Below are 26,734 nucleotides of genomic sequence, written 5' to 3'. Positions count from 1 at the left end.
GCGCGCGACGCGGGGCGTGCTGCCCCGCAGCGAGGCATCGTGGCGCCGCTGGAGCGTGATCGCGCGCGGCCTGCGCGATGTCGCGGACGCCTCCGCCCGCGCAGGGCGCCGGCGCGCCGCCGGGCGCCGTCAGCGGGCTTTCGTCGGCTCGCGCGCGCGGGCGCAGGGCGCTCGCGCGGGCCTCAGTTCGCGCCCCATACGTTGAGCACGGCCGCCGTCTCCGCGTCGATCGTGGCCGGCTCCCGTTGCGCCGCGGGCGCGCGCACGGACAGGTCGAACGTCACGGTGCGCCGGAAGAGCGACACGGTGGCGAGGGGCATCACCTCGCGACGGTTGAAGGCGCAGGTCGGGTCCACGTCGAGGTCGCAGAGAAAGGGGGGAACGCCGAGGCGACCCGAAAGCACGAGGTTGCCCCAGCGGGTGGAGTAACGATCGCCGAGGGCGGCGATCTGGGGGCCGCGCTCGACGCCCTCGAGGCCGGAGGCGACCGCCGCCAGATCCTTGCCGAGCGGTTTGCGGGCGAACGAGAGGCCGAGGGCGGCGACCGCCGTGCGCGCGACGTCGATGATCTCGGTCGGGGCGACGACGCGCTGGCCGGCGTACAGATCGCCGGGAAAGTGGACATAAAGCGGGAGCGTCAGGACGGGCTCCTGGAGGTCCATGCCCTCGCCGTAGAGCACGGCGTCGGAGCGCCCGCTGGCCAGATCGCCGGTCACGATGAAGAGGGTCTCGTCCCACAGGCCGGCGGATTTGAGGGTCCCGATGAGGTTGCCGAGGGCGCGGTCCTGGCCGGCGAGGGCGATGGAGAAGAGGTCGCGGATCCGGTCGCGATCCTCGGGGCTGAGCACGTCGCGGCGCCGGCCCCTCAGCCTGGCCAGCACCTGGGCGGCGCGGCGCGGCTCGACGGGGCCGGCGTACTCGGCGGGCTTGAGGGCGTTCAGCTCCTTCGGGCTGACCTCCCAGGGCGGATGTCCGCCGCGCGCGTGGACGAACGCGAGGAGGCGGTTGGAAGCGTCCTGGCGGACGGTCTCGTTGATCCAGGCGGCGGCGGCGTCGATCGGGGTGGTGGCCGGCTCGCCGCTCGTCGGGGGGTGCTCGAGGACCCGGGACCAGCCGGGTCCGAAGCCGAACGCTCGGAACGTGGTGGGGACGCCGGTGAAGAACCCGGTGCGGATGCTGCTGTCGCTCGCGATGGCGCCGATGGTGGTGACGCGGGCGGGGAGGCGGGCCCCGGCGTCGGCGACGGTATGGGCCGGCGGCGGAAGGCCGGTGAGCAGCGACGCGGCCACGGCGGACACGACCGTGCTCGGCCCGCGGTGGTGATCGAACGTCGTCGCGGACCTCGCGAGCTCCGAGAGCGTGGCGAGGTGCGGCGCCGGACGACCGCTCCAGGGGGGCAGATCGGGCCGCTCGACCCCGTTCAGGGCGACGATCACGACGGCGCGCGCCGGGGGCACGGACGGAGGCGGCTCCGGCGATCCGGCGAGGACGGGGTCGCCGAAGAGGATGCGCCCGCCGCGGGCCGCGGCGGCGGCGCGGAGCTCGAGGGAGATGAGGGACCCGGCGAAGGGCGCGAGCGGCAGCTCGACGTCGGTCCAGGTCGCCTTGTCGCCGCCCTCGACGTGGACGCGATGGATCACGAGGGGCTCCTGGCCGTCGCGGAGGACGCGGATCTCGGCGTCGCCGTCTCCCGCGCCCAGCACGCCGATGGAGGTGTGGAGGCGGGTCACCGTGGAGGGGCGAAAGGCGCAGCGGACCGCGCCCGGCGCGCGCAGCGCGATGGACCGGTGGGGGACGCCCGACAGCGCGGCGGCGGGCGAGACGACGTCGCGCAGGGTCGGGGGGCCGTACGTGGCCGGGTCCTCGTCCGGGATGCCCACGCGCACCCAGTCGACGTCGGCGAACGACTCCCCCTCGCGGAGCCGGCCGGAGAACTGGAGCGTGAGGGTGTGCAGGCCGGGGTCGGCGGGGAGCGTGGTGGTCGGGGTCGAGGCGATGCGGATCTGGTCGCGCTGGAGGCGGAGCGTTCCGAGCAGCTGGTCGTCCAGGGAGACGGTGGCGTACCTGGAGGTGAGCCCGACGGCCCGGGCGGACACGAAGATGGGGCTCGCGGACGGCAGGACGAACGTGAGCTTGATCTGCCGCTGCGAGATCCGCGCCCAGGTGGATCCATTGTGCTCGATCGCCCGGATGCCGGTGGGCACGGTCCCTTGCCACGCGAAGCGGCCGATGAGCGTGCCCGCGCCGGTATCGAACAGGAGCCCTCGGTGCTCGAGATCGCAGCTCGGCAGCTCGTCGATGAGGTGCACGGCGTCGCGCGCCGGCGGCGGAGGCGTCGCCTCCGGGCTCGCGGACGCCGCGGCCGGGGCGTCCGAAGGCAGATCGCGGGTCGACGTCTCGCACCCGGTGCAACCGGAGAGGAGCGCGGCCGCGGCGGAGGCGAGCGCGAGCGCGGCGGAGGGATGGCGGGGTCGGATCACGCGGGCGCGCACGGGGCGTGCTCTACCACGAGCGGGAGCCCTGGGCGGCCGGTGTCATCGGACCGTCGGTGCGTACTGGAAAGTAGCATGGATGGCGTCGTGGGCGGTTCTAGCGCTGGGTCTCACGATAACCATCGTCGTCCACGGCTGTCGCGATCTCGGGGGTATCGCATCGAGGTCCGTGAGAACCCGGAAGCCCGCGCAGCCGCCAACATCGCTTCCGACGCTCCGTCGGGTGCCCTCGCAGCCGCCAGCATCGCTTCCGACGCTCCGTCGGGTGCCCACGCAGCCGCCGACACCGCCCCCGCCGCCCCGTCAGAAACGCTCGCAGCCGCCGGCATCGCTCCCGACGCCGCGTCGGAAGCTTGCTCGGCCGCCGACATCGCCCCCGACGCTGCCGCGCTCGGTTGACGAGCCCGCTTGCGCCCCCTTAGCCTCCACGATCCTCGACGCTCGTCGGCCCTTCACCGGCGGCGCTCGAAGGCTCGAAGGAACAACGAGAGGGGAACCATGGCCATCAACACCATCCATTACGACGACTCCCTCGATCTCATCTGGAGCGTCCTGGTCTACGAGGAAGCGCGGCTGCTCAAGGACAGGAACGCGAGCGACCTCGCGTCGGAGGCCGGCGCGCTCGTGGAGCGCTGGACCCAGGTGAACACCGGACAGCGGAGCGCATGGCGCGCCGAGATCGTCGCGCAGGCGGGCATCGACGCCGAGGACGACATGCTCGACGACACCGTCGACGAGCTCGACAACGAGCTGCTCCGGACCTTCCGCGACCGGGACGCGCCGCAGCGCAAGCGCTACTTCAAGAAGGCGCGCCACGAGATCGTGCGCCTCGGGCTGGAGAGCGAGATCGAGGTCGTGCGCGCGTGGCCGGCGTCGCTCAAGACCGAGGGCGAGCCCGCCCTCCAGGCGCTCGGCGCTCGGCTCGAAGGGGACATCGCCCGCGGCGACGCCGCGGTCGAGGAGCGGCAGCGCGCCGCCGCGGCCACCGCCGATCAACGCGTGCGCGAGATCGTCCGGTTCGTGGACGACATCAACGCCGCGCGGCGCACGCGCTACGGCCTGCTGATCCAGCGGGCGGAAGAGCGGAGGCTGCCGAAGGACTGGCCGGGGCGGTTCTTCAAGAAGAGCACGCAGGGGCCGAAGAAGGTCAAGTCCGCCCCCGCCGTCGAGAATCCGCCGGCGTAGCGCGGCGCCGCGGCGCTCGGCGCCGCCACGGCGGCGCGGCACGCAGCCCGCGCCGCGCGGCGCTCAGCGCCGCCACGGCGGCGCGACGCGGAGCCGGGTGAGGCGGCCGGCCTTCACGACCGCGAAGCGCACGCGCTCCTCGTCCCGGAGCTTCGCCCGGATCTCGTAGACGCCGTCCTTGGGCGCCAGCGGCAGCTTGACGCTGCCGGTGCCGACCTTCCGCCCGTCCACGAAGAGCGTGTCGCCCACGCCGGCGATCACCTCGAGCATGCCTTGCCCCTCGGGCACCTTGTGCCCGGCGGTCAGCGGCAGATCCTCGGGGAGCACGGGGTTCGACGTCGTCTCGCCGATCGGCCCGGCGACAGCCGGGGCCGGCGCGGCGGCGACCGCCGCCGCCACGACGGCGCCCGACGAGCCGGCCGCGGCCGGCGCGGCAGCGCCAGGCGGGGCAGCGGCCGCGGGCTCCGCGGCCGCCGGGCCCGGCTGCTCGGGGGGCGGCGGGGCGCTCTGCAGCTCGTGATCCCGCGACAGCCGCGCGGCCACCGCGAAGACGAACGCCGCCACCGCGAAGAGGACCCACATCGTCGCGCGGTTGTCGCGGGCGGGCGGCTGCGGCGTCGGCACGTAGGCCGACGGGCGGCGCACGCGGCGAGGCGTGGGCGACTCGTCGATCGCGGGCGCGGGCGCGGGGGCCGCGAGCCGCGCGGCGGGCGGCGCCGCGGGGACCTGGAGCGCCGCAGGCGCCGGCGCCTCGACGACGGGCGGCGGCGGGAGCGAGCCCAGCGTCAGCAGCCGCTCGGGCTTCGGGTACTCGAGCGCGGGCAGCGTGGCCTCCGTCCTGCGGGGCGCCGGGGCCACGCCGGGCACGGCCGGCGTCACGCCCGCCAGCACGGCGGCCTCGATCTGGGAGGTCCACGCCGGGCGCGCGCTGCTCGCGCCGCCTCGCAGCTCGGCGAGATCGCTCGGAACGCGGGGCTTGACCAGCGCGCCGGCGAGCGCCCTCGCGTCTTCGTTGCGCACGCTCGCGAACGCCGTGTCCTCGTCCTCGGCGTCCACGGACAGCACGGAGACGGACGCCGACGACTCCGGCGCCGACGACGCCGCCGGGCCGGGCACCGACACCGCCGAGCTCGGCGCCGCCGGGCCGCGCGCCGGCATGGCCGATCGCGGCGCCACCGAGCCGGGCACCACCGTGAGCTGATCGTCGGTGAGCTCGACGGAGGCGCGCGACGACGCGGCGGCGGCGTCGCCGGCGAGCTCCGGCGGCAGCTCCGCGACCGGGGCGGCCCGCTCCGGCAGGCGCCGCACGCCGCGGAGCGTCTCCTCCTCGTAGGCCACGGCGGGGGCGAGCAGGTCCTCTCCCTCGCGGTCGATCACCCGGCGCACGCCGCCGCGGGCCGCGACGTCGTTCAGCACGTCCTCGACGAGGCCCGCGGCGAACTCCCCCGAGGTGATGACCGACCGCGGCGACGTCCCCCGGGCGAGCGCCCTCAGGAGCGAGCGCGCCGGCTCGGGCGTCGCGTCGGCGGTCGCCCCCATCCCCTCCAGGTCGAGGACGACGCGCTCGACCTGCATCAGCGGCGGCCCGTGGAACAGCCGCTGGGCGGCCCGGGCCGCGGCGATCGCGGGCAGGAGCTGCTCCGCGAGCGTCCCCTCGAACCCGGGGCGCGGCAGCGCCGCGAGCTCGCTCTCCGGCAGAGGCGCCACCACGAAGCGGCCGGAGCCGACGCCGAGGAGCGCCGCGAGCACGGACGGGCCGCGGTGGAACGTCCCGTCCTGCGCCGTCCGCGTCGCGCCGGCGGGGCGGCCGTCCTTGAGCAGCACCTCGTACAGGAACGCGGCGTCCCGGACCGACACGAGCGCGTCGGGCCGGCGCGCGCACGAGAGCGACAGCAGCGTCCGCGCCGTCATGCCGTCGAGCCGCCCGCGGACCTCGCCGCCCGTCGCGATGCGCTCCGCGACGCGCCGCCTGCCCCGCAGGACCTCGTGCACCCGCTGCACGAAGGCCGCGGCGCTCTCCTCCTTGCGGAGGTAGCCGTCGGCCTGGGCGCCTAGCTCGCGGAGCCGCTGGAGCAGGTCCTCCTTCCAGGAGAGCAGGATGACCGGCACGTCGCGCAGCGCGACGTCGCGCTTGAGCGCGCGGCAGAGGGCGAAGCCGTCGAGCCGCGGCATCAGCACGTCGCTCACGACGAGGTCCGGCGTCGTCTGGTACGCGAGGTCGAGCGCCCGCGCGCCGTCGTGCGCCTCGTGCACGTTCGCGCCCGCGGCCCGGAGCACGCCGGCGAGGAACCACGTCACCGCCGGATCGTCGTCCGCCACCACGATGTCGATCGCGTCGAGCGCCGCGTCGCCCGGCGCCGCGCTCGACGCGCTGATCGTGCGCGCCGGCGACCTCGCGCGGATCTCGCTGTGCAGCCGCGAGCGCTCACCGTCGGGCGCGCTCGGCGCGATCATCCACGGGGCGAGCGGCAGCGCGCCCTCCGGCCCGTCCGGCGAGAACCGCACGCCGCCCTGCGACCGGATCGTCACGAGATCGCGGATGCGCGCCACCGCGCCCCAGAGCGCCGCGAGGACCTCGGCGCCGTCGCCCAGATCCACGTTCGCCCCGCGGCTCCTCGGCTCGGCGGCGTCGCAGAGGCCGCGGCGGAGCTCCTCGGCGAGGCGCGCCCCGAGCTCGTCGAGGCTGACGGCCCCGAACGGCCCGCGCACGGCGCGCGCGGATTCAGCGCGCACGCAGGCCACCGCCGCCTCCGCGGCGGCGCGCCGGAGCGCGTCCGGCGACACGGGCTTCGGCAGCGCGCGCGCGGCGCCGAGCGCCAGGTAGGGGGCCGCGTCCTCCGGCCGCGCGAAGCGGCCGACGGCGACGACGGGGACCAGGTCGGTCAGCGGATCGGCGGCCAGCGCCTCCGCCAGCCCGCGCGCGCCCGGCATGTCCGCGTCGAGCAGGACCAGATCCGGGGCGAAGGCCCGCGCGAGATCGATCGCCGTCTCCACGTCGTCGGTCCGCTCGACCTCGAACGACGGCCCGACGTCGGCGCTCGCCGGCTCGAGCGCCTGGGCGAGCGGCGCGGCGCCCACGACGAGGACCGTGATCGGCGCGTCGATCGACGCGGCCGGCGCGGCCTCCGGCGCCTCGGCGGGGGCCGCCTGCTCCACGCCGCGCGTCGAGGAAGCGCGCGCTTCCTCTTCCTCCTCGAGCGAGAGCGGCTCGGCGGCGAGCGCGCGGCCGTTGCTCAAGCCCGCGATCCACGTCGTGGCCTGGCCCTTGGCCGCGCCCGCGCCCGCGGCTTCCGGCCGCGCGCCGGCGCTGCGTGCGCTCGGCTGATCCGCGGCGGCGCGCGCGCGGGGCGGCGCAGGCGCCTGCTCGCGCGGCGCGGCGCTCGCGCGGGGCGGCGCCTGCTCACCCATGGCCGACTGCCCCCAGGCCAGGGCGGGCAGCTCCTCGAGCAGCTTCCGCAGGGCCGCCGCGGCCTCGCCGCCGAGCCGCGCGCCGTTCGCGGCGGCGAGCTGCGACTCCCCTTCGGCGAGCCGCTCGGCGACGCGCACGAAGCGCAGGAGGCGCGCCCCCGCGCCGAGCGAGTGCAGGCGCCGCTTCAGCTCCTCGACGAGCCGCGGCGCATCGCCCTCCGCCTCGATCCGCCGGACCATCTCGCGCAGCTCCGCCACACGGCGACCCAGGTTCGCCACGAACTCGGCGCGCGCTCCGCCCAGCCGCTCGTGCCGAGCCTCGCTCGCTGCATTGCTGCGCGGCCCCGCGTGCTCCACTGCCGTCGATCCTACGCCCATTGGCGGTCCCGTATCACAGGAGGATCGGACACCCGAACTTCTCGGCGATCGAGCCCCCGCGCCCGTGGCTCCCGGCCGCGCGACGGCGCCCCCGGGTCACCTCACGGCGGCCCCAGCTCGGCGGCGATCTGCTCCCGGACCCACGCGCCGGCGGCGCGCGTACCGAGCGTCCCGCCCACATCGACCGTGCACATCCCCTGGTCGAGCGCCTGGGAGACCCAGCGCTCGATGCGGCGCTCTTCCTCGGGCCACCCGAGGTGAGCGAGCAGCAGCCCCGCGGTGAGCATCGCCGCGAACGGGTTCGCGATGTCCTTGCCGGCGAGCGGCGGCGCCGACCCGTGCACCGGCTCGAACAGCGCGACCCGCGCCGGATCGGACGCGTGCACGTTCGCGCTCGCCGCCATGCCGAGCCCCCCCTGCAGCGCCGCGCCGAGATCGGTCACGATGTCGCCGAACAGGTTGTTCGTCACGATCACCTGGAATTGCGAGGGATCCTGGATGACGTACAGGCAGAGAGCGTCCACGTAGACGTGGTTCGACTGGATCTCCGGATACTGGGCGCGCACCTCGTGGAAGACGCGCAGCCAGAGCTCGTGCGCGTGCCGCATCGCGTTGGACTTGTCCGCCATCGTGACCCGCGTCCGGCCGTTCGCGCGCGCGTAGTCGAACGCCGCGCGGATGATCCGCTCGACGCCCTTCCTCGTATTCACATCCTCGTTGATCGCGACCTCGTCGGGGGTGCCTCGTTTGAACTGCCCGCCCATCCCGACGTAGATCCCCTCGGTGTTCTCGCGGAACACAACGAAGTCGATGTCCTTCGCCGTGCGGCCTTTGAGCGGCACCAGCCGGTCCGACAGCGCGCGGACGGGCCTCACATTGGCGTAGAGGTCGTAGCCGAAGCGCATGCCGAAGAGGATGTCGCGCGCGTGCTCCAGGTTGGGTACGCGGGGATCACCCAGGGCGCCGAGCAGCACCGCCGAGCACTCGCGCTGGATGGCGATCTGGATCTGGTTCGGGAAGGTCGTCCCGTCGCGCAGGTACCGGTCGGCGCCGAGATCGAGCTCCCAGAGGTCGATCGGCAGCCCTGCCCGCTCCTGGTAGAGCTCGAGCAGGAGCTTCGCCTCGGCGATGACGGACGGGCCGATGCCGTCACCGCCGATGATCGCGATTTTCTTCCTTTTTTTGGTTGCCACGAGGTCGCGCTCCCGGTCAGCCGAGCGCGCGTTCGACCGGCACGTACTCCAGCCGGTGGGCCGCCGCGACGGGGCCGTAGGTCACGTGGCCGCCGTGGGTGTTGATGCCGAGGGCGACGGACCTGTCGGCCTTGGCCGCGGCGACGATGCCCTGGTTGGCGATCGCCACCGCGTAGCCGATCGTCGTGTTCGTGAGCGCCCAGGTGCTCGTGTGCGAGACCGCGCCCGGCATGTTGGAGACGCAGTAGTGGACGACCCCGTGCACCTCGTAGGTCGGGTTGTCGTGGGTCGTCGGGCGGCAGGTCGCGATGCACCCGCCCTGATCCACGGCGACGTCGACGACGACCGTCCCTCTCTCCATGCGGCGGATGTGCTCCTCGGTCACGAGCTGGGGCGCCTTGGCGCCGGGCACGAGCACCGCGCCGACCACGAGATCGGCGCGCTCGCACATCATCTCGATGTTCTCGGCGTTGGAGTAGAGCGTCTCGATCGCGCCCCCGAACACGTCTTCGAGGTAGCTCATCGTCTCGGCGCGGACGTCGAGCACGGTGACCTGCGCCCCCATCCCGACCGCGATGGTCGCTGCGTTCCGGCCGACCACGCCGCCGCCGAGGATCGCCACGCGGCCGCGCCGCGTCCCCGGCACGCCGCCGAGGAGCACGCCCTTGCCGCCCCGCTCTTTCTCCAGGCACGAGGCGCCGACCTGAACGGCCATCCTGCCGGCCACCTCGCTCATGGGCCGCAGCAGCGGCAGCGAGCCGTCCTCGAGCTGGATGGTCTCGTACGCGATGCCGGTCACGCCGCGCCTGGCGAGCTCCCGGGTGAGATCCGGCTCGGCGGCCAGGTGCAGGTAGGTATAGAGGAGGAGACCCTGGCGAAAGTGGCCGTACTCGGCGGGGAGCGGCTCCTTCACCTTCACGACCATGTCGGCGCTCCACGCTTCCGCTGCCGACCTCGCGATGAGGGCGCCCGCGCGTCCGTAGGCTTCGTCGGAGATCCCGCTGCCTTCGCCGGCGCCGGACTCCACGAGGACCTTGTGCCCGTGCCCGACCAGGGCCCGGACTCCCGCGGGCGTCATTCCGACGCGGTACTCACGTGTCTTGATCTCCTTCGGGACGCCGATAAGCACGATTGCGCTCCTCTCCTCGCCGGACTGCTGAAGCGAGGCGTGTGCGACGATAGCAGAAACCTGCCCTCGCACGCCGAGCGCCGCCGCGTCAAACGCCGGTTTCCGAGGCGAAAAACACGGAAGATCCGTTCTGAAGCGACGTCTTCGTCGGCCGGTTACACGCCCGCGGCGGCCTCGAGCGCGGCGCGGACGAGCAGCGTGATCTGTCCCGGCGAGGCGAGATCGAGCGGCCCCATCATGGCCTCTGCGTCGAGCAGCAGGAGCTCCAGGGCCTCGCAGTGCGCCGCCAGCGCGTCCTCGCCGCCGTCGCCGAGCCGGACGACCGCGGCCGCGCCGTGCAGGGCGAGCGGCCAGGCCGGCGCGAAGCTCTCCTCGATGGGGAGGCCGACCAGGGCGAGCTCGACCCCGTCGCCGAGCCGGATCACGCCGAGCGGCCTCGGGATCGCCGCCTGCGGCGGAGGCTCGGCGGGGACGATGGCGTCTCCGATGCGGCGGACCGCATGGGACAGCGTCGCCATGCGGCGCGTGCTCGCGGCGATGACGAGGTGGGGCGGCGGCGCGAAGCCGGGCCGGGCCAGGCGGGTCACCAGCGACCGGAGGACCGGCAGGTGCTCCGACGGCGCGAACGGCGTCGTGAGGTCGGCGAGCGAGATGCGGCGGACCTTCCCGGAGGCGGTGAGCTCCATCAGGACCTCGAGGATCAGGAGATCCGGCCCGCTGATCTCGTCGAGCAGCTCGTCGAGGTTGTGCGGCATCTGGAGCAGCGCCATCAGCTTCTCGGCCACGGCCGCGCGCTCCGCCGGCTCCCCGAGGGGCGCCGGCGGTGAGGTCGTCGGGGTGCGCAGCGCCTCGAGCCGGAACGCGGCCGGCTCCGCGGCGCGGAGCGTGGGCGGCGGCGGCATCGACCCGCCGCGGTTGCCCTTCACGTCGCTGGCCGGCATCGGCGAGGCGGTGAAGTCGGGCAGCGAGGACATGGCGCTCGCCAGGGGCGCGGCGCTCCCTCGGTCCGCCGCGGCGCCGTCGCCGAAGGTCGCGTCGACGCTGAACGTCTCGTGGTCCGGGAGCGGGGGCAGGTCGAGCTCGTCGCTCGCGGGCTCGGTCACCAGGAAGGCCTCACCGGCCGGCGCGAGCTCGGATCGCCGGCGCTGGACCTCGTCGACCTGGCGGAGCGCTTCCATCAGGAGACGCGAAGTCGGCACCGTGATGCGGCGCACGCTCGCCGGTTCGCCGGGTGAGAACGCGAAGTGCCCGTCCCGCTCGCCGAGCAGCCGGTAAAGCGCCTTCTCCCCTTCGAGGCGGCGGTAGACGGCATCGATCACCTCCCCGGCCAGGAGCCGCAGCTCCCCTGCCCCCGTCGGCGTCGTGATGCCGAGGGTGCCGCTCCGGCGGTTCATCGCGAGCAGCTGGAGCAGGTCGACGAGCGGGACCTGCTGGAGGTCGCCGCGGATCTCCTGCGGCACCGTCGGCTTGGAGCCGCGGGGCGACGCCTCGGTGATCCGCGAGACGATGTGATCGACGTCGCCGCGCAGGACCTCGTCGAAGCCCGGATCGCCCTCGGCGCCGTCGACGAGGAAGAGGATCGGGGTATCGGCGAGGTCGGGGACGGCGGCGAACGCGTCCGCGAGCGCGTTGTCCTCGTCGAGCGCCCTGGCGGCGAGCACGACGTCGGGCCGGCGCTTGAACGCCTGCTCCACGGCTTCGAACGCGCCGTTCGCGTTGGTCACGGTGAGACCACGCGCCCTGAGCGCCGACGCGAGCGCGCCGAGCGCGTCCACGTCCGAATCAACCAACAGCACCCTGCGAGACACTGGATCGGCGCCCTCCGAGTCAGCCGAAGACCCGCAGCCCGGCCGCGCGGCCGAGCCGCTCGGCGAGGAAGTCCGCGAGCAGCGGATCGGCGGCGTGGAACCCCTTCACGAACCCCCCCTGATTGCGCCCTACCAGGGCGTACGCGCCGTGCTCCGCGAGGACACAGAGCGCCTCGATGTCGTCGCACCCCGGCGAGGCGCGGAGGTCGACGGTGTGCACCACCACGTCGTCGCGCGGCGAGGCCAGCTGCGCCTTGACCTGCGCGCCCAGGCTCAGCCCGTCGTGGTGGGCGACCAGCAGGAACACGGCGCCCCCGCGGAGCGCGTTCCTGACGACCGACGTCGCGAGCAGGATCGTGTCGGCGACCGACAGATCGAGCGCGCGGGGCGCCGAGATCGCGGAAGCGCCGCCGGGCGCGGAGGACTCCCGGACGAGGAGGCTGACGATCTCGCCGATGCTCCGCCGGTCCTGAGGGACGCGGTGGACGATCGAGGACTTGGTGGCGTCGGCGCGCCGCCGGGCGATGCGGAGCAGCTGAGCGAGGCTCTGGCCGTCATGGGGGAAGGTGGCGACCCCGACGAGCAGGCCCTTCGGCAGGTACCCGGCCCGCTTCTCGCTCTCGGCGACGTGGGAGAGCATCCGTCGATGGCAGGCGTGCGCCTCGAGCGCGGCCGTCTCGGGCATGAGCAGGTGGAACTCGTTCTCGTCGACGCGGGCCAGGATGTCGGTGTCGCGCACGGCGCGGAGCAGGTGCTCGACGACCTGACCCGGGTTGTGCGTGTTCGCGGGGGGCGCCGGCGTGGTCCTCCAGAAGGCGAGGTCGCCCGGGCGCTCCGGCGCGGCCGCCGCATCCGGCTCGATCACGATGGTCGCGATCGTGAACCGGCGGCCGTACCGCCTGGCCTTGTCGATCTCCCGGCCGGCGACGTCGACGTAGTAGGCGAACGAGTAGGCGCTCGACGCCGGATCCTTCATCGCGGCGCCGCCCGCCGAGCGCTCGTGTTCGCCGAGGAGGGCGAGCGCCGTCGTCGCCTGCGTGGCGAGCAGCTTGACGAGGCCGTCGAGGAGCGGGGCGCGCCGCGGGGTCGAGGCCGCGCTGTCCGGGCGCCTGACCGAAGGGAACGCGGAGCTGCGGCCGGGCTCCTTCTGGAGAAGGAGGTGCCCCGCGGCGAGCCTGCGGAGCGCCAGCGGGACGACGATGAGCTGCTCGCGCCGGGCGAAATCGAGGATGTCGGTCTCGGTCCCGTAGGCGGGCGCGCGGTCGAGCGGCCCCATCGCCGCGGCGCGGACCAGCTCGCTGGAGCGCTCCCCGGCGGCCAGGTAGACGGCGGCCGCCGCCGCGCCCGTCGCCTCGACGAACACCTCGGCGACCTGCTGGGCCGCCGCGTTGCGGTCGCGCGCATCGGCGAGCTCGGCCACGCGGGCGATCCACCCGGCAGCGCGCGCGCTGCGCGCGGCTTCCTGCTCGAGCTGCACCCGGAGGGCCCGCTCGGCGAAGCGCAGGCGCACCGAGCCGACCGCGTTCAGCACCTCGTCCCCGCCGAGCGGCAGCAGGAAGAGCCCGGCGCCGCCGAGGGCGACCGCATGGGCGCCCGCCTCCAGCTCCGCCCTCGTCGCCAGCGCGAAGACGGTGGCCTCGGACGCGAGGGCTTTCAGGTGGTGGACCATGGCGAGGCCGGCCCCGTCCCCGAGCCCGACATCGATGAAGGCGACGTCGGGCGCGGCGGTCTCGGCGAGGACGATCCCCTCGGCGAGATCGCCGGCGAGCATCAGCTCATCGGACGTGATGACCCGCGAGAACAGCGTGCGGGTCGCCTCGTCGGCGATGACGGCGAGCACCTTGAGCGAGAACTCGCGGGCCGGCGCCCGGCCAGGACCCCAGACCCCCTCGGGCGAGGCGGTCACGCGATCACCACCTCGCCCGAGAACGCCCGGCGCGCCGGGCCTTGCATGAGCAGCTCCAGGGATCCGGGGGCGACGGTGATGCGCAGCGAGCCGCCCGGCAGCGCCACGCGGAGAGGTGCTCCGTACGGGGCGCGGCCCTGCGCGCACGCCGCGGCCGCCACGGCGCAGGCGCCGGTGCCGCACGCCAGCGTGCGGCCCACCCCGCGCTCCCAGACGGTCACGTCGATGCGCGCGGCCTCGCCGGGGTCGGCCGGTCGAACGCGGCAGAACTCGACGTTGATGCCCTCGGCCGGCGTGGTCGCGACGATCGGCCCGAGCTCGTCGATCGCGTCCTCCGTGTAGGGGTCGAACGTCACCGCGTGCGGGTTGCCGACGTCGACGCAGGCGAACCGGTGCTCCGCGCCGAGCGCTGTGACGACGAGCGTCTCGCCCATGCGGGCCCGGCCCATGCCGACGAGCACGTCGAAGCGATCGCCCGCCCGTGTGACCTCGCACCGCTTGTCGCCGGCGTCGGTCGCGATGGTGACCGCCTTCTGGGGGGTCCCGCGGGAGACGAGGTAGGCCGCGACGCAGCGGATCCCGTTGCCGCACATCTCGGGGCGGCTCCCGTCGGCGTTCCAGACCTGCATGCGTGGCGGGTCGCGCTCGATCACGAGCACGCCGTCGGCGCCGATGCCGAACCGCCTGTCGCAGAGGCGCCGCGCCGCCTCGGCGGTCATCGGGACCGCCTCGACCAGGATGAAGTCGTTGCCAAGACCTTCCCACTTCTCGAACCGGACGACGTTTTCCTTCATCGCTTCGCCTCGGCGAGCCGCTTTCGCGCCTCGGCTTCCTTGAGCCCGCGGACGGCGACGACCTTGCTCCTGCCGCTCGCGCCGAGGGCGATCTGGACATCGCTCCGGCGCACGTCGAGCGCGCGCGAGAGCAGCTTGACGAGCTCCGCGTTGGCGGCGCCCTCCACGGGCGGCGCGGTCAACGACACGTCGAGCGCGCCCTCGCGCACCCCGACGATGGCCGAGCGCGACGACTTCGGGCGCACCTGGACCGAGATGCGGACGCCTTCGGCGCGCTCGGTGATCGCGAGGCGACTCCACTCGCCGACGGCGCCGCTCTCCTCGGGTTTGCTCATCTGGCCGGCGGCATCGTAGCGTATCTGGAGCTCACGCGTGGTCCCCGCGAGGCCCGGTGACGTCGCTCTTCGGACGGCGACGGCCATCGCGAATTTGCCGGTCGGCGGCCTGACCCGCTACTCTTTTCGCCCCGGCCGTGGGTCGGCTCGCGCAGTACGATCCGGCAGGTCGACTTGCATCCGCGGCGCTCGTTGTTCGCTGCTGATGTTCATTTCCGCGGTGGAGGCGTTGGACATGACTGATGAAGGAGAAGGGTCCGTGAACGCAACGCCCGGCCTCGCGAGGAGGTTGTGCGCGCTCGCGCTGCTCGCGACGTCGGGTGGCCTGCTCGGGTCTGCATGCGCCGACAACGAGAGCAGCCTGTTCATCCGCATGCGGATGGCAGAGACGGGGGACTGCAGCGTGAGCTGCGGCCCCAGTGAACCGTTCTGGAGCGAGGACGCGGTGGACTCGGCGTATGCGGGCAGCCACAGCGCGCTGCTCCTGGTGGGCAACCAGATCGTGGAGCGCGGCGACCCCGACGTCCTCCGGACGGAGACGTCCCGCGTCCAGCTCTACGAGGCCGAGGTCCGCGTCGCCGACATCGAGGGCAACGACGTGACGCCGGGCTACGTCGTTCCGATCACCGGCACGGTCGACCCGGGCTCGTCCGGCGACCCCGGCTACAACTGCACCGAGGTCCTCCTGATCGACGGCGCCACGATGGACACCTTGCGCAGGCAGGCCGCGCAGCTCCGGCGCGATATCCAGGTGTGGGCGACGGTGGTGCTGCGCGGCAGGACGCTGGGCGGCCAGGAGGTCGAGACCACGGAGTGGACCTACCCCGTCCGGGTCTGCTTCGGCTGCAGCCGGTGCGTCGACACGTCGGAGCCGAAGTGCTGCTCCAGCTCCGCGGACGAGGAGTGCGAGGACGCCAAGGAGCTCGAGGGCTCCTGCCCTGGCGCCCGGGGCCCACAGGACTGTCGTGACCTCGGTCGGACCTGCGCCGAGCACATCGCGAGCTTCGGCCTGTAGAGCGCTCCCCGCAGGCCCCGGCCCGAGCCGCCGTCACCGCGCCGGTCTGGCGCGGTGCACGGGGGCTGCTTCGGGCGACGGCCCTTTCGCAGCCTCGAAGAGGTAGACGAACGGAAGGGCGAGCAGCGCGAGATCGAGCTGCGCCGCGAGGACGACCGCGGTCTCCTTCGAGCCGCCGAGCCCGAACCGCCCCTGGGCGAGCAGCCCTGTGCTCATCCCGTAGCGCGAGTGGAAGTTGTAGCTGCGTCCACCCCAGAAGATGGCGGCGGCGATCCCTGGCTCCACGCCGCGGGCGTCGTCGCTCCACCGGGCGTAGGCGCCGGTGGAGAGGACCAGAGGGAACGCGTCGTGGATGGGCGCGAGCACGGAGACGCCCGCGCCGGTCTGGATCTCGTCGAACGCGTGGGTGAGCACCTCGGCGTAGGGACCGACGCCGAAGTCGTCGTTGGCAGCGCGGCCGAACAGGACATCCCCGCGCAGCCCGAGGTGGAAGACCGTCGCGTCCCACAGCTGCCGATCGAGGCCGACGCCGGCAACGCCGACGGTGACGCCGGCGCTCGCCTGGGGCTCGGCGCGGGCTGTGCCGTGGAGGAGAACGGCTCCGAACAGCGCGGCAACCAAGGCAGCTGGGCGGCCCGCGGTGGCCATGATGGAGCGATGCTACAGGGCGCTGGCGGGTAGCGCGCCTGAATTCTGCTGCACGGGGCTTCTGCCTTGCGTGAGGTCGCCGGAGCTCGTGTTCGGGGTGTCGCGTGTGTCGCGTGCGTCGCATCCGTCGCGGGTGAGCGGCTCCGTTCTCGGCGCGCAGCCCGCCCTGCGCGCCTGCGAGCGTTCATGGTAGCGTCCGGGGGCAATGGCGCGACGCACAGTGCAGCTACGGGTAGGAGGTCAGACCTACCGCGTGGTGACGTCCGCGAGCGACGAAGAGCTCCAGCGGCTCGCCGCGGTCGTCGACCAGAAGCTCGCTGCCGTTGTGCCCGCCGGCCGTGCCGTGACCCCCCAGGCCATGTTGCTCGCCGCCATCGCGCTCGCGCACGATCTCGAGCAGGAGCGGACCCGGGCGTCGGTGATCGCGGGGCGCGCGCGGGATGCCTTTGGCCGTATCCTGCAGCGGGTCGACGCGGTCCTCGGCGCCGGTCCCGAGTCGCCCTCGTCCAGCGGAGCGAACGACAGCACGCGCTGAGCTGGAGCGGCCGTACCTGGCGGGGTCCCGCTGAGCGCCCCTGCCGCTGACTGGAGATGGCATGCCTGCACCCATGGATGAAGCTTTCCAGGCCCTCGCCCCGACGCCTGGAGGCGCGAACGCTCTTCGCCATCTTCAGGACGAGCTCTCCGAGATGGAGCGCGCGGGCTTGCTGCGCACGCCTCCTGCTGCCCCGGCTTCCGCCCGGCTGCTGGTCCTGTGCTCGAACGACTACCTCGGCTACGCCGGGCTCGCCTTGCCTTCCGAGGTCGGAGCCGCGAGCGGCGCGGGGGCGTCCCGGCTGGTCAGCGGGACCCACGAGGCCCACCTGATGGCCGAGCGGGAGATCGCCGCATGGCTGCGCGTGGAAGCGGCGCTGCTGTTCTCCTCGGGGTATGCGGCGAACGTCGGCACAGTCGCTGCGCTGGCCAGGCCGGGAGATGTCGTCGTGTCGGACGCGCTGAACCACGCGTCGCTCATCGACGGGTGTCGTCTTTCGGGGGCGACGGTCGAGGTGGTGGGCCATGTCGACGTGGAGGCGGTGGAGAGCGCCCTCGTGCGGGCCGGGGGCGCGCGCCGCCGGTGGGTGGTGACCGAATCGCTCTTCAGCATGGATGGCGACGCCCCCGACCTCCGCCGCCTCCGCGAGCTCTGCGATCGGCACGATGCCGCGTTGATCGTGGACGAGGCGCACGCCCTCGGTGTCTTCGGGCCGCGCGGGGCTGGCCTCTGCGCCGAGGCCGGGGTTCGCCCCGACGTGCTCATCGGCACGCTCGGCAAGTCGCTCGGGCTTCACGGCGCCTTCGTCGCGGGCTCCTCGACGTTGCGAACCTACCTGTGGAACCGCGCCAGGAGCTTCGTTTACTCGACCGGCATCAGCCCCGTGCTTGCGCTCGCTGCGGTGGAGCGGGTCCGCCGCGCCGCCGCGGACGACCCGGCTCGGGCGCGTCTGGCGATGGTCACCCGCCGGCTTCGCTCCGGTCTGCTGGCGCTGGGAGCCGAGCTGCTTCCTGGCTCCTCGAGCCCGATCCTCCCCTGGCTTCTGAAGTCGCCGGGGGCCGCGGTGGAGATGTCCCGGCGCCTCGCGAGCGAGGGCGTCCTCGTCCAGGCGATCCGGCCGCCGACGGTGCCGGCGGGTACGTCGCGGCTCCGTATCGTGGCGAACGCGTCGCTCTCCGAGGCGGACGTCGAGCGCGCGCTCGCAGGATTCCGGGAGGCGATGCGATGAGCGGACATCCTGTTTCACGTGAAACAGGACGGATCCGGGTCGTGGTGGTCGGAACCGGGACCGGGGTGGGCAAGACGCACGTGTCGGTCGCGCTGGTCGCAGCGCTGGCAGCTCGCGGCGACAAGGTCTGCGGCTTGAAGCCCATCGAATCGGGCATCGACGGCACCACGACGACTGACGCCGAGCAGCTGGCGCTCGTCAGCTCGGTCCAGCCCGAGCCAGCACCGTACCGCTTCGCCGAACCGATCTCCCCTCACCTGGCAGCGCGCCGTTGCGGACGCGCCATCTCGCTGGACGTCGCCACCGCGTGGGTCGACAGGCAGTCCGCTCGCCTCGCGATCGTGGAGAGCGCCGGCGCGCTCCTCTCTCCGCTCGGACCAGGCCTGACGAACGCGGATCTCGTGCGCGCGCTCTCCCCCGATGCCGTCGTGCTGGTCGGCCTCGACCGGCTGGGCATCCTTCACGAGATCGCTTGCTGCACGCTCGCCCTCCGCGCGCTCGCCCCTGGTCTTCCGCCAGCCGTGATCGTGCTCAACCCGCCGACAGTGCCTGATGCGTCCACCGGCACGAACGCGGGGGAGCTCGCCGCGCTCGGCATCGCTTCCGGCGCTGTCGTGATGCCGCGCGCCGCTCCAACCGCGCCGGCGTCGCTCGCCGCGGCGCGGGTCGCCCTGGCGCGTCTCGCGCTGTCGTAGCGAGACGTCGTCACGTTCAAGGGGTGAGAAGCCCCGAGGTCGTGAGCGATCAGGCCGAGCTACCGGACCCGAGCACCTGGTTCAGGAAGCGCCGGTGACGACGCGACCCCGCTCCAGCACCAGACGGGCGGCCGCACGCTCCCGGAAGACCTCCGGCTCGTGAGACACCACGACCACCGCGGCGCCTCGCGCCACCTCCGCGTCCACGACCGCGAGCAACCGCGCCACCCCTGCCCGGTCGAGGCCCGTGGTCGGCTCATCGAGCAGCACCAGCGAAGGCTGGTGCACCAGGGCTCTCGCGAGCGCGATCCGTTGTCGCTGGCCGCGCGAACACGTGCGAAGCGGCCTCAGCGCGAAGCTCCCGAGCTCGAAGCGCTCCTCCGCATGACGCCAGGCCTCGTGCGCGTCGAGCCCGTGGAAGCCGGCCGCCAGCTCGACGTTCTGCCGACCGGAGAGGTCCGGGTACGCCAGCGACTCGTGGGACAGCCAGCCGATGGTCCCGCGCGCCATCCCGGCATCGTCGCCGAGCGGCTCGTAGCTCACCGCGCCCGACGTGGGACGGATCACGGTCCCGAGGATCCCCAGCAGCGTCGACTTGCCCGACCCGTTCGCCCCCTCGATGAGCGTCAATCGCGCTGCCTCGATCGTCGCGTTCACCCCACGCAACGCCGCCGTCGGGCCGTAGGTCTTCACGACGCCACGGGCCACCACGCGCTCGATCGTCATCACAGCGCTCACCTCGCTCCTGCGCTCGCGTTCCCGTCAGCTCTTGTCGCCGCCTCGAGCGCGACCTTCGCCCGGAACGACCGTGGTGATGTCCTCCGGGAACGCCGGCGGATCAACGACAGTCGCCTCGGAATCGTCGGAGAGCTCCGCTTCCGCTTCGAGCGGGCTCAACGACGGGATCGTCGGTCGATCTTCCGACTCATCGTCTCGAGACTGCCCGTCGTCCGTCTCCGCAACCGGCCCGCTCGGTCTGTGCACAGCGCTCCCGCCGGACCGTTCATCGATGACATCCTGAACGACAGCACGCTCCAGCCGGCGCTTCTGTGACACCGGGACCTGGTTCTTGAACCGCCGCAGCCCTTCCAGGAACTCCCGCGCGCTCTGGAATCGTTCATCCCGCGCCTTCGCCAGGGCGCGATCCACGAGGCGCGAGAGGCCGGGCGGAATCGTCGGATCGAGCTCCGTCATCGGGCGGTGCCACAGCGTGAGGATCTGGACGAGCAACGCATTGTGGTTGCGGGCGACGAACGGACGCTGGCCTGTCAGCGCCTCGTACAGGATCACGCCCGCAGCCCACAGATCGAGCCGGCGGTCAAGCTCCACATCCCCCCGTGCCTGCTCGGGCGCCATGTAATACGGCGTGCCCACCACCATGCCGGTGCGGGTCAGATCCGTCATCACCCCATCCATGCCCGAGGCCTGGGAGATGCCGAAATCGAGCAGCTTGGCCACCGGCAACATGCCAGCGCGCTCCGAGAGGAAGATGTTCTCCGGCTTCAGATCACGGTGGACGACCCCGCGATCATGCGCCGTCACCAGCGCCGAGAGCACCTGAAGCATGATGTCGACGAGCTCGTTCGGCGGAACGACACCACAGCGCTCGATCCGCTGCGCCAGCGTCTCCCCGTGGAGACGCTCCATCACGAGGTAGGGGCTGCCGTCAGGGAGCCACCCCATATCGTACACTTCACAGATGTTGGGATGACCGATCCGCCCGGCGACCCGCGCCTCGTGCTCCAGCCTCGAGATGGCCTCGCGCTTCTGGGTGTCCCGCGGATGCATCACCTTGACAGCGACCAGCCGCCCGATCTGGAGGTGCTCCGCCTCGTACACAGCGCCCATGCCGCCCTCCCCGATGATGGCGGTGACCGCGTACTTGTCGCCGATCACGTGGCCGAGCAGCGAGCGCCCGGAAGAGGTCGGGCTCACGCCGCGGCTCCCGGGCCACGCCGGCGTCCGCGAGCCCGCCATGGCAGACGACGGAGCGCGTGACGCGAAAGCCCGCTGCTCCGCACCCGGCGTCAGCGCCCCACGCACCGATGAGCTCGGCGCCACGCCCGCCGGCCACCTCAGCAACGGCGGCGCCACCCTCGACGAAGGATGCGCGGATGGCCGACGGATCGCCGGCAACGGAGCCACGCCAGCGCGAGCGCCCGGGCGGGAGGGCGGCGGATCGCTCGGAGCGACGACCAGCCCGGTCGCCGGACACACGACCACCGCGAGATCGTGGTGGCTACCGCAGTGGATGCACCGCACCGAACTCAAGTCCGTACAATTTGAAATACTCCATCCAGGTGCTGCTCGGAACTGCACAGCGCATCGGGGAAGAGCGCGCAGGCGGCGCCCGGATCCACATCACCCCGCACGCCCCCTGGGGGATCCTTGGGGATAACCCCGCCGACAACCCTGGGGGAAAAACGGGGGAGATCGGCCATCCGCCAGCTCTCCCCTGTCCACCTACCCCTGAGGACGGTCCATTTACCCCAGGGGGGCCGCCTCTAACTCATCGGATTCGTTGAACATTCTGAGTTATCCCCGCCCTCCACAGCGCCTACGACGAAGACGATGTCTTTATCTATCTATTTCATGGAAAGAAGAGGCGTTGCGCAAGGTCACGCGAGCGCTCATTTCCAGCGCACCCCCGGGCGATAACCCTGCTAAAGGGAGCAGCTCCGGAGTCGGCTATGGACCTTGTGATCCCCAAGAAAGATCTGCTTCGCCTCGTCGCGCGCTGCCAAGGCGTGGCGGACAAGAAGAGCGCGATGCCCGCGCTCGCCAACGTCCTGCTCGCCGCCGAGGGCAACGCGGTCCGCGTCGCCGCGACCGACCTGTACCTCGGCGTCACCGGCCAGACCCACGCCGACATCAAGACCGGCGGCACCGTCGCCGTCCCGGCCAGGGACCTGCTGGAGCGCGTGAAGGCCATGCCCGATGGCCCGATCCAGATCACCACCACCGAGGGCGCGCACACGTCGCTCAAGGCCGTGGGATCGCCCCGGCGCTACACGCTGCCCGGGCTCCCCGGCTCGGAGTTCCCGCAGCTGCCCGCCCCGGCGGTGGACGCGCCCTCGCTGGAGCTCCCCGTCGAGCAGCTCGCGCTCCTGATCACCCGGACCCACTTCTCGATCTCCACCGACGAGACCCGCGCCCACGTGAACAGCGCCCTGTTCGAGTGGGCCGGCGATCGCGTCAGGATGGTGACCACCGACGGCCATCGCCTCTCCAAGATGGAGGCGACCGTGTCGGGCAGCTCCGCGACGGCCACCATGCTCATCCCGCTCAAGGCCATCACGGAGCTCCGCCGCCTCGCCGAGGAGGCGCGCGCCGAGAAGGAGACCCCGATGGTCGCCATCACCCAGAGCGGGCCGAACGCCTTCTTCAACATCGCCGGGATGCAGTTCTCGGTGAAGCTCGTCGACGCGCAGTTCCCGCCCTACCAGCAGGTCATCCCGTCGGTCACCGAGCGCTCGGTCCGCGCCCCCCGCGTCGCGTTCGCCGAGGCCCTCCGCGCCATCGCGCTCGCCGCCAACGACCGCACCGGCGGCGTCAAGCTGTCGATCGCGCCGGGGACGCTCCGGATCACCAGCGAGAGCCCCGACACCGGCGCCGGCTTCGACGAGGTGGCCGTCGACTACAGCGGCCCCGAGGTCACCATCGGCTTCAACGCGAAGTACTTCCTCGACGTGCTCGCCTCGATCGACGACGAGGAGGTCATCCTCGGCATCTCCGGCGAGCTCGACCCCGCCGTGATCCGGCCCGGCAGCGAGTCGAACCAGCAGAGCTACGTCGCCGTCATCATGCCGATGCGGATTTGAGCGCGCCCTCCGACGGGCCCGAGGGGCCCTCCCCGAGCCTCCTCCTCGAGCGGCTCCACGTCCGCGAGTTCCGGAACCTCGGCCGCGTCGACGTCGAGCCCGCGCCGCGCATCAACGTGATCGCCGGCAACAACGGGCAGGGCAAGACGAGCCTGCTCGAGGCGATCTACTTCGCCGCGACCTCGAGGAGCTTCCGCACCCACCGGCTGGCCGAGCTGGTCCGCCACGGCGCCCCCATCGCGAGCGCGCGGGCGCGCTTCGTCGAGCGCCGGGACGCGCTGCAGCCGCTCTCGCGCGAGCAGACCGCCGCCGTGGAGAACAAGCGGTGCGTCGTGCGGATCGACGGCAACCGGCCCCCGAGCCTGGCGAGCTTCGCGACGCGGTCGCCGGTCGTCGCCTTCCACGCGGAGGAGCTCGCGCTGTCCACCGGGCCCGCGAGCGCGCGGCGCACGCTGCTCGATCGCCTGGCGCTCTTCATGGACCCGCAGAGCGCCGACCACCGGGCCCGCTACGCGCAGGCGCTCCGCGCGCGCCACGAGCTGCTCCACCGCGGCGGGGGCGCGCAGGCCCAGGCGAGCGCCGAGCTGGACGCGTTCGAGGCGCTGTGCGCCCTCCATGGCGCGGCGCTGACCCGCGCCCGCGAGGCCGCCGTCCAGGCGCTGGCGCCGGAGCTCACGCACGCCTTCGCCCGCATCGCCGCGCCCGACCTGACCCTGGCCGCGCGGTACACGCCGGGCGGCAGCGGCGACGCCGAGCAGGCGCGCGAGGCGCTGCGCGAGCAGCGGCGCCGCGACGCGCACCGGCCGAGCGCGGGCTACGGCCCCCACCGAGACGACCTGCTGCTCGAGCTCGACGGCCACCCCGCCCGCGTGATCGCCTCCCAGGGCCAGCACAGGGCCCTCACGCTCGCGCTCAAAGCAGCAGAGACCGCTGCCATCGCTTCCGTCCGGGGCGTAGAGCCCATCCTTTTGCTCGACGACGTGTCGAGCGAGCTCGATCCCGACCGGACCGCGGCGCTGTTCATGTTCCTCGGAATGGCGCGCGGACAGGTATTCCTGACGACCACGCGGCGCGAGCTCATCGTCACGCCGGGCGTACCTTCCTCGGAGCGGCGCGATTTCCACGTCGAAAGCGGCGCTGTCGGCTGACGTTCGTCGCGGGCGCGCCGGCTGCCGGACGCCGCGGCGCGCGGCGCGCGTGTCGAACGCCGGCCGACGGCGCCGCGACCGCCGTCAAACGCGTTGATCCCTGCCCCGGAGCGCGCGAGTTGGGATGCTCCGGACGCGCCCGCGACGGGCACCGAAAATACGGTGTTACGAGCCTTCCGGACCCGGCGAAACGCTTGCCCGAGCCCCTGATTTCGGCTACATTTCCGCAGTCTTTACGGGGCATCGACGAGCGGTCCGCGCGTGAACGCTCATGGCCCCGGAATCGATCCGGCGCCGCGGCCGCGGCGCCCGGGTCTCACCAGACGAGCTGCCATCGAGCCGGCCCCTCCACTGCAAGAACTCCGGCAATCCGAGCGGCCTCCGCCGCTCTGCGCCCCCGGTGAGAGGCGGCGGGCGCGCCACCAGGACCGAGATGACGGAACCCACCCTGAGCCAGCCGACCGACCTCACCAAGGCGTCGTATGACGCCCACAGCATCACGGCGCTCGAAGGCCTTGAAGCGGTGCGAAAGCGACCCGGCATGTACATCGGCGATGTGCACGACGGATCGGGGCTCCACCACCTGGTCTGGGAGGCCGTCGACAACGCGGTCGACGAGCACCTCGCCGGCGCCTGCACGGAGATCAGGGTCACCGTCCACTTCGACGGCTCGGTGTCGATCGAGGACAACGGCCGCGGGATCCCGGTCGGAATGCACGCCAAGGGCGTGAGCGCGGCAGAGGTCGTCATGACCGTCCTCCACGCCGGCGGCAAGTTCGACAACTCCAGCTACAAGGTCTCTGCAGGCCTGCACGGCGTCGGCGTGAGCGCCGTGAACGCCGTCTCCGAGTGGCTGAAGCTCGAGATCAAGCGCGAAGGAAAGCTCTGGTTTCAGGAGTACGCCCGGGGCGTGCCGAAGGCGCCGCTCAAGGGGATCGGCGTGACGGACAAGACGGGGACGAAGCTCACCTTCAAGCCCGATCCGGTCGTCTTCAGCACGGTCGAGTTCAGCTTCGACATCCTCGCGAGCCGCCTGCGCGAGCTCGCGTTCCTGAACGCCGGGCTCGTCATCCACCTCCACGACCAGCGCCCCGACGGGAGAGCGGAGATCTACGAGTACAAGGGGGGCATCTCCGAGTTCGTGTCGCTGCTCAACAAGACCAAGGAGCCGATTCACGACGACGTGATCAGCTTCGTGTCGCAGCACGAGGTCGGCGCCGCAGGCGACGGCGCGAACGGCCGCGGCAGCGCCGCGACTCCGCCGGTGGGCGTGGAGGTCGCGCTGCAGTGGAACGGCTCCTATACGGAAGCCATCTTCTGTTACACGAACAACGTCCACAACAGGGATGGCGGCACCCACCTCACAGGGCTCCGCGCCGCGCTCACGAAGACGATCAACAACTACGGGAGCGCGCACAACCTCTTCAAGGAGCTGAAGCAGGGCCTGCAGGGCGAGGACGCGCGTGAGGGCCTGACGTGCGTGCTCAGCATCAAGCACCCGGACCCGTCGTTCGACTCGCAGACGAAATCCAAGCTCGTGTCGAGCGAGGTCAAGGGCATCGTCGAGGCCGCCGTCAGCGACAAGCTCGGGCAGTACTTCGAAGAGAACCCCCAGAGCGCGAAGAAGATCATCGAGAAGGCGGTCGTCGCGGCGAAGGCGCGCGAGGCGGCCCGCAAGGCGCGCGAGGTGATCCGCAAGGGCTCGCTCGACGTGACCTCGCTCTCGGGCAAGCTCGCCGACTGCCAGTCCAAGGACCCGGAGAAGAGCGAGATCTACATCGTCGAGGGCGAGAGCGCCGGCGGCAGCGCCAAGATGGGGCGCGACCGGCACTTCCAGGCGATCCTGCCGCTGAAGGGGAAGATCCTGAACGTCGAGCGCGCGCGGCTCGACCGCATGCTGAGCTCCGCCGAGGTCGGCACGCTGATCACCGCCCTCGGCTGCGGGATCAACGACGCCGGCGGCTTCGAGATCGACAAGCTCCGCTACCAGAAGATCATCCTGATGACGGACGCCGACGTCGACGGCTCCCACATCCGCACGCTGCTGCTGACCTTCTTCTTCCGGCAGATGCCGGAGATCATGGAGAAGGGGTACCTGTTCATCGCGCAGCCGCCGCTCTACCGCGTGCGCAAGGGCAAGCGGGACCTGTACCTGAAGGACCAGGGCGCCCTGGACGAGTTCCTCGTGGGCAACGCCGTGGACGGGCTCGAGATCGTCGCCAGCGGCGCCCAGACGGGCATCGCGGGCCAGCCGCTCTACCGGCTGGCGCAGCGGCTGAAGCGGTTCCGCGCCGTGCTCTCCAACATCGACAAGCGCTGTGACGCGCGGATCGTGGCGGCGCTGCTGCGGTCCAGCGGGCTCGGGCGCGACGACCTGCGCGAGACCAAGAAGGTCGCCGCGGCCGCCGACGAGCTCCGCGCCTACCTGAAGCAGCGCTATCCTGACCTGTTCCCGCTCACGCTGTCGACGCCCCGGGACACGGAGCACGGGACGAGCCGGATCGAGGTCGTGCCGCGCCCGGGCGCGAGCGCGCGAAAGAGCGTCATCGACTGGGATCTGGTGAACTCGCCGGAGTACCAGGAAGCCTGGTCGATCGAGCAGGACCTCCGGTCCATCGGCGCGCCCCCGTACCGGGCGCGCACCTCGAGCGGCGAGGAGACCATCGAGAACGGAGAGTCGCTCGTCGACTACATCGAGGACCGCGGCAAGAAGGGCATCTCGATCAGCCGTTACAAGGGCCTTGGCGAGATGAACGCCGACGAGCTCTGGGAGACGACGATGAACCCGGACGCTCGGACTCTCCTCCAGGTCCGCATCGACGATGCGGTGAAGACGGACGAGCTCTTCACGATCCTGATGGGGGATCAGGTCGAGCCGCGGCGCAACTTCATCGAGCAGAACGCGCTCAACGTGAAGAACCTCGATATCTGAGCCCGCGTCGCCCCGTCGCCGGCGCGCGGCTCCTGCGCGCCCGGCGCGGCTCCTGCGCCCGGGGGCGCGGCACCCCGGCTCCGC

Annotated in this window: 19 protein-coding genes; 8 read left to right on the top strand and 11 right to left on the bottom strand. The window is 72.7% G+C overall.

The features are described from left to right. Positions 1–182: 182 nt before the first annotated feature. The gene (locus ACSRUE_RS07840) at positions 183–2,480 is read right to left on the bottom strand and encodes a sulfatase-like hydrolase/transferase (protein ID WP_441290469.1); all 2,298 of its coding nucleotides are present in this window, start codon (positions 2,478–2,480) and stop codon (positions 183–185) included. Between the two features lie 510 nt (positions 2,481–2,990). Here ACSRUE_RS07840 and ACSRUE_RS07835 point away from each other — a divergent pair. Next, positions 2,991–3,677 carry a hypothetical protein gene (locus ACSRUE_RS07835; RefSeq protein ID WP_012240758.1) on the top strand — a complete coding sequence of 229 codons (687 nt, stop codon included), beginning with the start codon at positions 2,991–2,993 and terminating at the stop codon, positions 3,675–3,677. Positions 3,678–3,740: 63 nt separating this feature from the next. On the opposite strand, the gene ACSRUE_RS07830 is transcribed toward ACSRUE_RS07835, so the two are convergent. From ACSRUE_RS07830 to ACSRUE_RS07800, 7 genes are all read right to left on the bottom strand, one after another. Further along, positions 3,741–7,442, bottom strand: coding sequence for a response regulator (locus ACSRUE_RS07830; protein WP_441290468.1), 3,702 nt, complete (start codon positions 7,440–7,442; stop codon positions 3,741–3,743). Between the two features lie 122 nt (positions 7,443–7,564). Next, positions 7,565–8,656, bottom strand: coding sequence for an isocitrate/isopropylmalate dehydrogenase family protein (locus tag ACSRUE_RS07825; protein WP_441290467.1), 1,092 nt, complete (start codon positions 8,654–8,656; stop codon positions 7,565–7,567). A gap of 16 nt (positions 8,657–8,672) precedes the next feature. After that, complete coding sequence (gene ald / locus ACSRUE_RS07820) at positions 8,673–9,785, bottom strand: alanine dehydrogenase (protein WP_437763475.1); 1,113 nt, start codon at positions 9,783–9,785, stop codon at positions 8,673–8,675. A gap of 155 nt (positions 9,786–9,940) precedes the next feature. Next, complete coding sequence (locus ACSRUE_RS07815; RefSeq protein WP_441290466.1) at positions 9,941–11,560, bottom strand: DUF4388 domain-containing protein; 1,620 nt, start codon at positions 11,558–11,560, stop codon at positions 9,941–9,943. 52 nt (positions 11,561–11,612) lie between these two features. Beyond that, positions 11,613–13,499 carry a diguanylate cyclase domain-containing protein gene (locus ACSRUE_RS07810; RefSeq protein WP_441290465.1) on the bottom strand — a complete coding sequence of 629 codons (1,887 nt, stop codon included), beginning with the start codon at positions 13,497–13,499 and terminating at the stop codon, positions 11,613–11,615. After that, complete coding sequence (gene dapF / locus ACSRUE_RS07805; RefSeq protein WP_441290464.1) at positions 13,496–14,293, bottom strand: diaminopimelate epimerase; 798 nt, start codon at positions 14,291–14,293, stop codon at positions 13,496–13,498. The genes ACSRUE_RS07810 and dapF overlap by 4 nt, the downstream gene beginning before the upstream one ends. Further along, positions 14,290–14,628, bottom strand: a complete 339-nt coding sequence (locus tag ACSRUE_RS07800) for a DUF167 domain-containing protein (RefSeq protein ID WP_441290463.1) — start codon at positions 14,626–14,628, stop codon at positions 14,290–14,292. The genes dapF and ACSRUE_RS07800 overlap by 4 nt, the downstream gene beginning before the upstream one ends. 259 nt (positions 14,629–14,887) lie before the next feature. On the opposite strand from ACSRUE_RS07800, the gene ACSRUE_RS07795 reads away from it, so the two are divergent. Further along, entirely contained in the window at positions 14,888–15,643 is a 756-nt protein-coding gene (locus ACSRUE_RS07795) for a hypothetical protein (protein WP_441290462.1), read from the top strand. Between the two features lie 33 nt (positions 15,644–15,676). Here ACSRUE_RS07795 and ACSRUE_RS07790 read toward each other — a convergent pair whose 3' ends face one another. Then, a complete protein-coding gene (locus ACSRUE_RS07790; RefSeq protein WP_441290461.1) occupies positions 15,677–16,291 on the bottom strand; it encodes a hypothetical protein in 615 nt (204 codons plus the stop codon). 205 nt (positions 16,292–16,496) lie between these two features. On the opposite strand from ACSRUE_RS07790, the gene zapA reads away from it, so the two are divergent. The 3 genes from zapA to bioD all read left to right on the top strand — a co-directional run bounded on the left by zapA (position 16,497) and on the right by bioD (position 18,749). Continuing rightward, complete coding sequence (gene zapA / locus ACSRUE_RS07785; RefSeq protein WP_437763468.1) at positions 16,497–16,826, top strand: cell division protein ZapA; 330 nt, start codon at positions 16,497–16,499, stop codon at positions 16,824–16,826. A 73-nt stretch (positions 16,827–16,899) separates the two neighbouring features. After that, positions 16,900–18,054, top strand: a complete 1,155-nt coding sequence (locus ACSRUE_RS07780) for an aminotransferase class I/II-fold pyridoxal phosphate-dependent enzyme (RefSeq protein WP_441290460.1) — start codon at positions 16,900–16,902, stop codon at positions 18,052–18,054. A gap of 41 nt (positions 18,055–18,095) precedes the next feature. Continuing rightward, complete coding sequence (gene bioD / locus ACSRUE_RS07775) at positions 18,096–18,749, top strand: dethiobiotin synthase (RefSeq protein WP_441290459.1); 654 nt, start codon at positions 18,096–18,098, stop codon at positions 18,747–18,749. 81 nt (positions 18,750–18,830) lie between these two features. Here the strand turns inward: bioD and ACSRUE_RS07770 are convergent, their stop codons facing one another. Together ACSRUE_RS07770 and ACSRUE_RS07765 are read right to left on the bottom strand one after the other, a co-directional pair. Then, entirely contained in the window at positions 18,831–19,475 is a 645-nt protein-coding gene (locus ACSRUE_RS07770) for an ATP-binding cassette domain-containing protein (protein WP_441290458.1), read from the bottom strand. Positions 19,476–19,511: 36 nt separating this feature from the next. Next, positions 19,512–21,068, bottom strand: coding sequence for a protein kinase domain-containing protein (locus ACSRUE_RS07765; RefSeq protein ID WP_441290457.1), 1,557 nt, complete (start codon positions 21,066–21,068; stop codon positions 19,512–19,514). A 371-nt stretch (positions 21,069–21,439) separates the two neighbouring features. Between ACSRUE_RS07765 and dnaN the strand changes: the two genes are divergently transcribed. From dnaN to gyrB, 3 genes are all read left to right on the top strand, one after another. Beyond that, positions 21,440–22,570: a DNA polymerase III subunit beta gene (gene dnaN / locus ACSRUE_RS07760; RefSeq protein ID WP_012240773.1), complete on the top strand. Its 1,131-nt coding sequence runs from the start codon at positions 21,440–21,442 to the stop codon at positions 22,568–22,570. Beyond that, entirely contained in the window at positions 22,567–23,718 is a 1,152-nt protein-coding gene (gene recF, locus ACSRUE_RS07755; protein WP_441290456.1) for a DNA replication/repair protein RecF, read from the top strand. Before dnaN ends, recF begins: the two co-directional genes overlap by 4 nt. Positions 23,719–24,151: 433 nt before the next feature. Then, positions 24,152–26,650, top strand: coding sequence for a DNA topoisomerase (ATP-hydrolyzing) subunit B (gyrB, locus tag ACSRUE_RS07750; protein WP_441290455.1), 2,499 nt, complete (start codon positions 24,152–24,154; stop codon positions 26,648–26,650). Positions 26,651–26,734: the final 84 nt, after the last annotated feature.

Origin of the sequence: Sorangium sp. KYC3313 (assembly GCF_052075895.1) — a bacterium.
Classification (GTDB): Bacteria; Myxococcota_A; Polyangia; order Polyangiales; family Polyangiaceae; genus Sorangium; species Sorangium cellulosum_B.
Note: the sequence above shows the minus strand (reverse complement) of the source record. Positions and strands in the feature narration are given on the sequence as shown.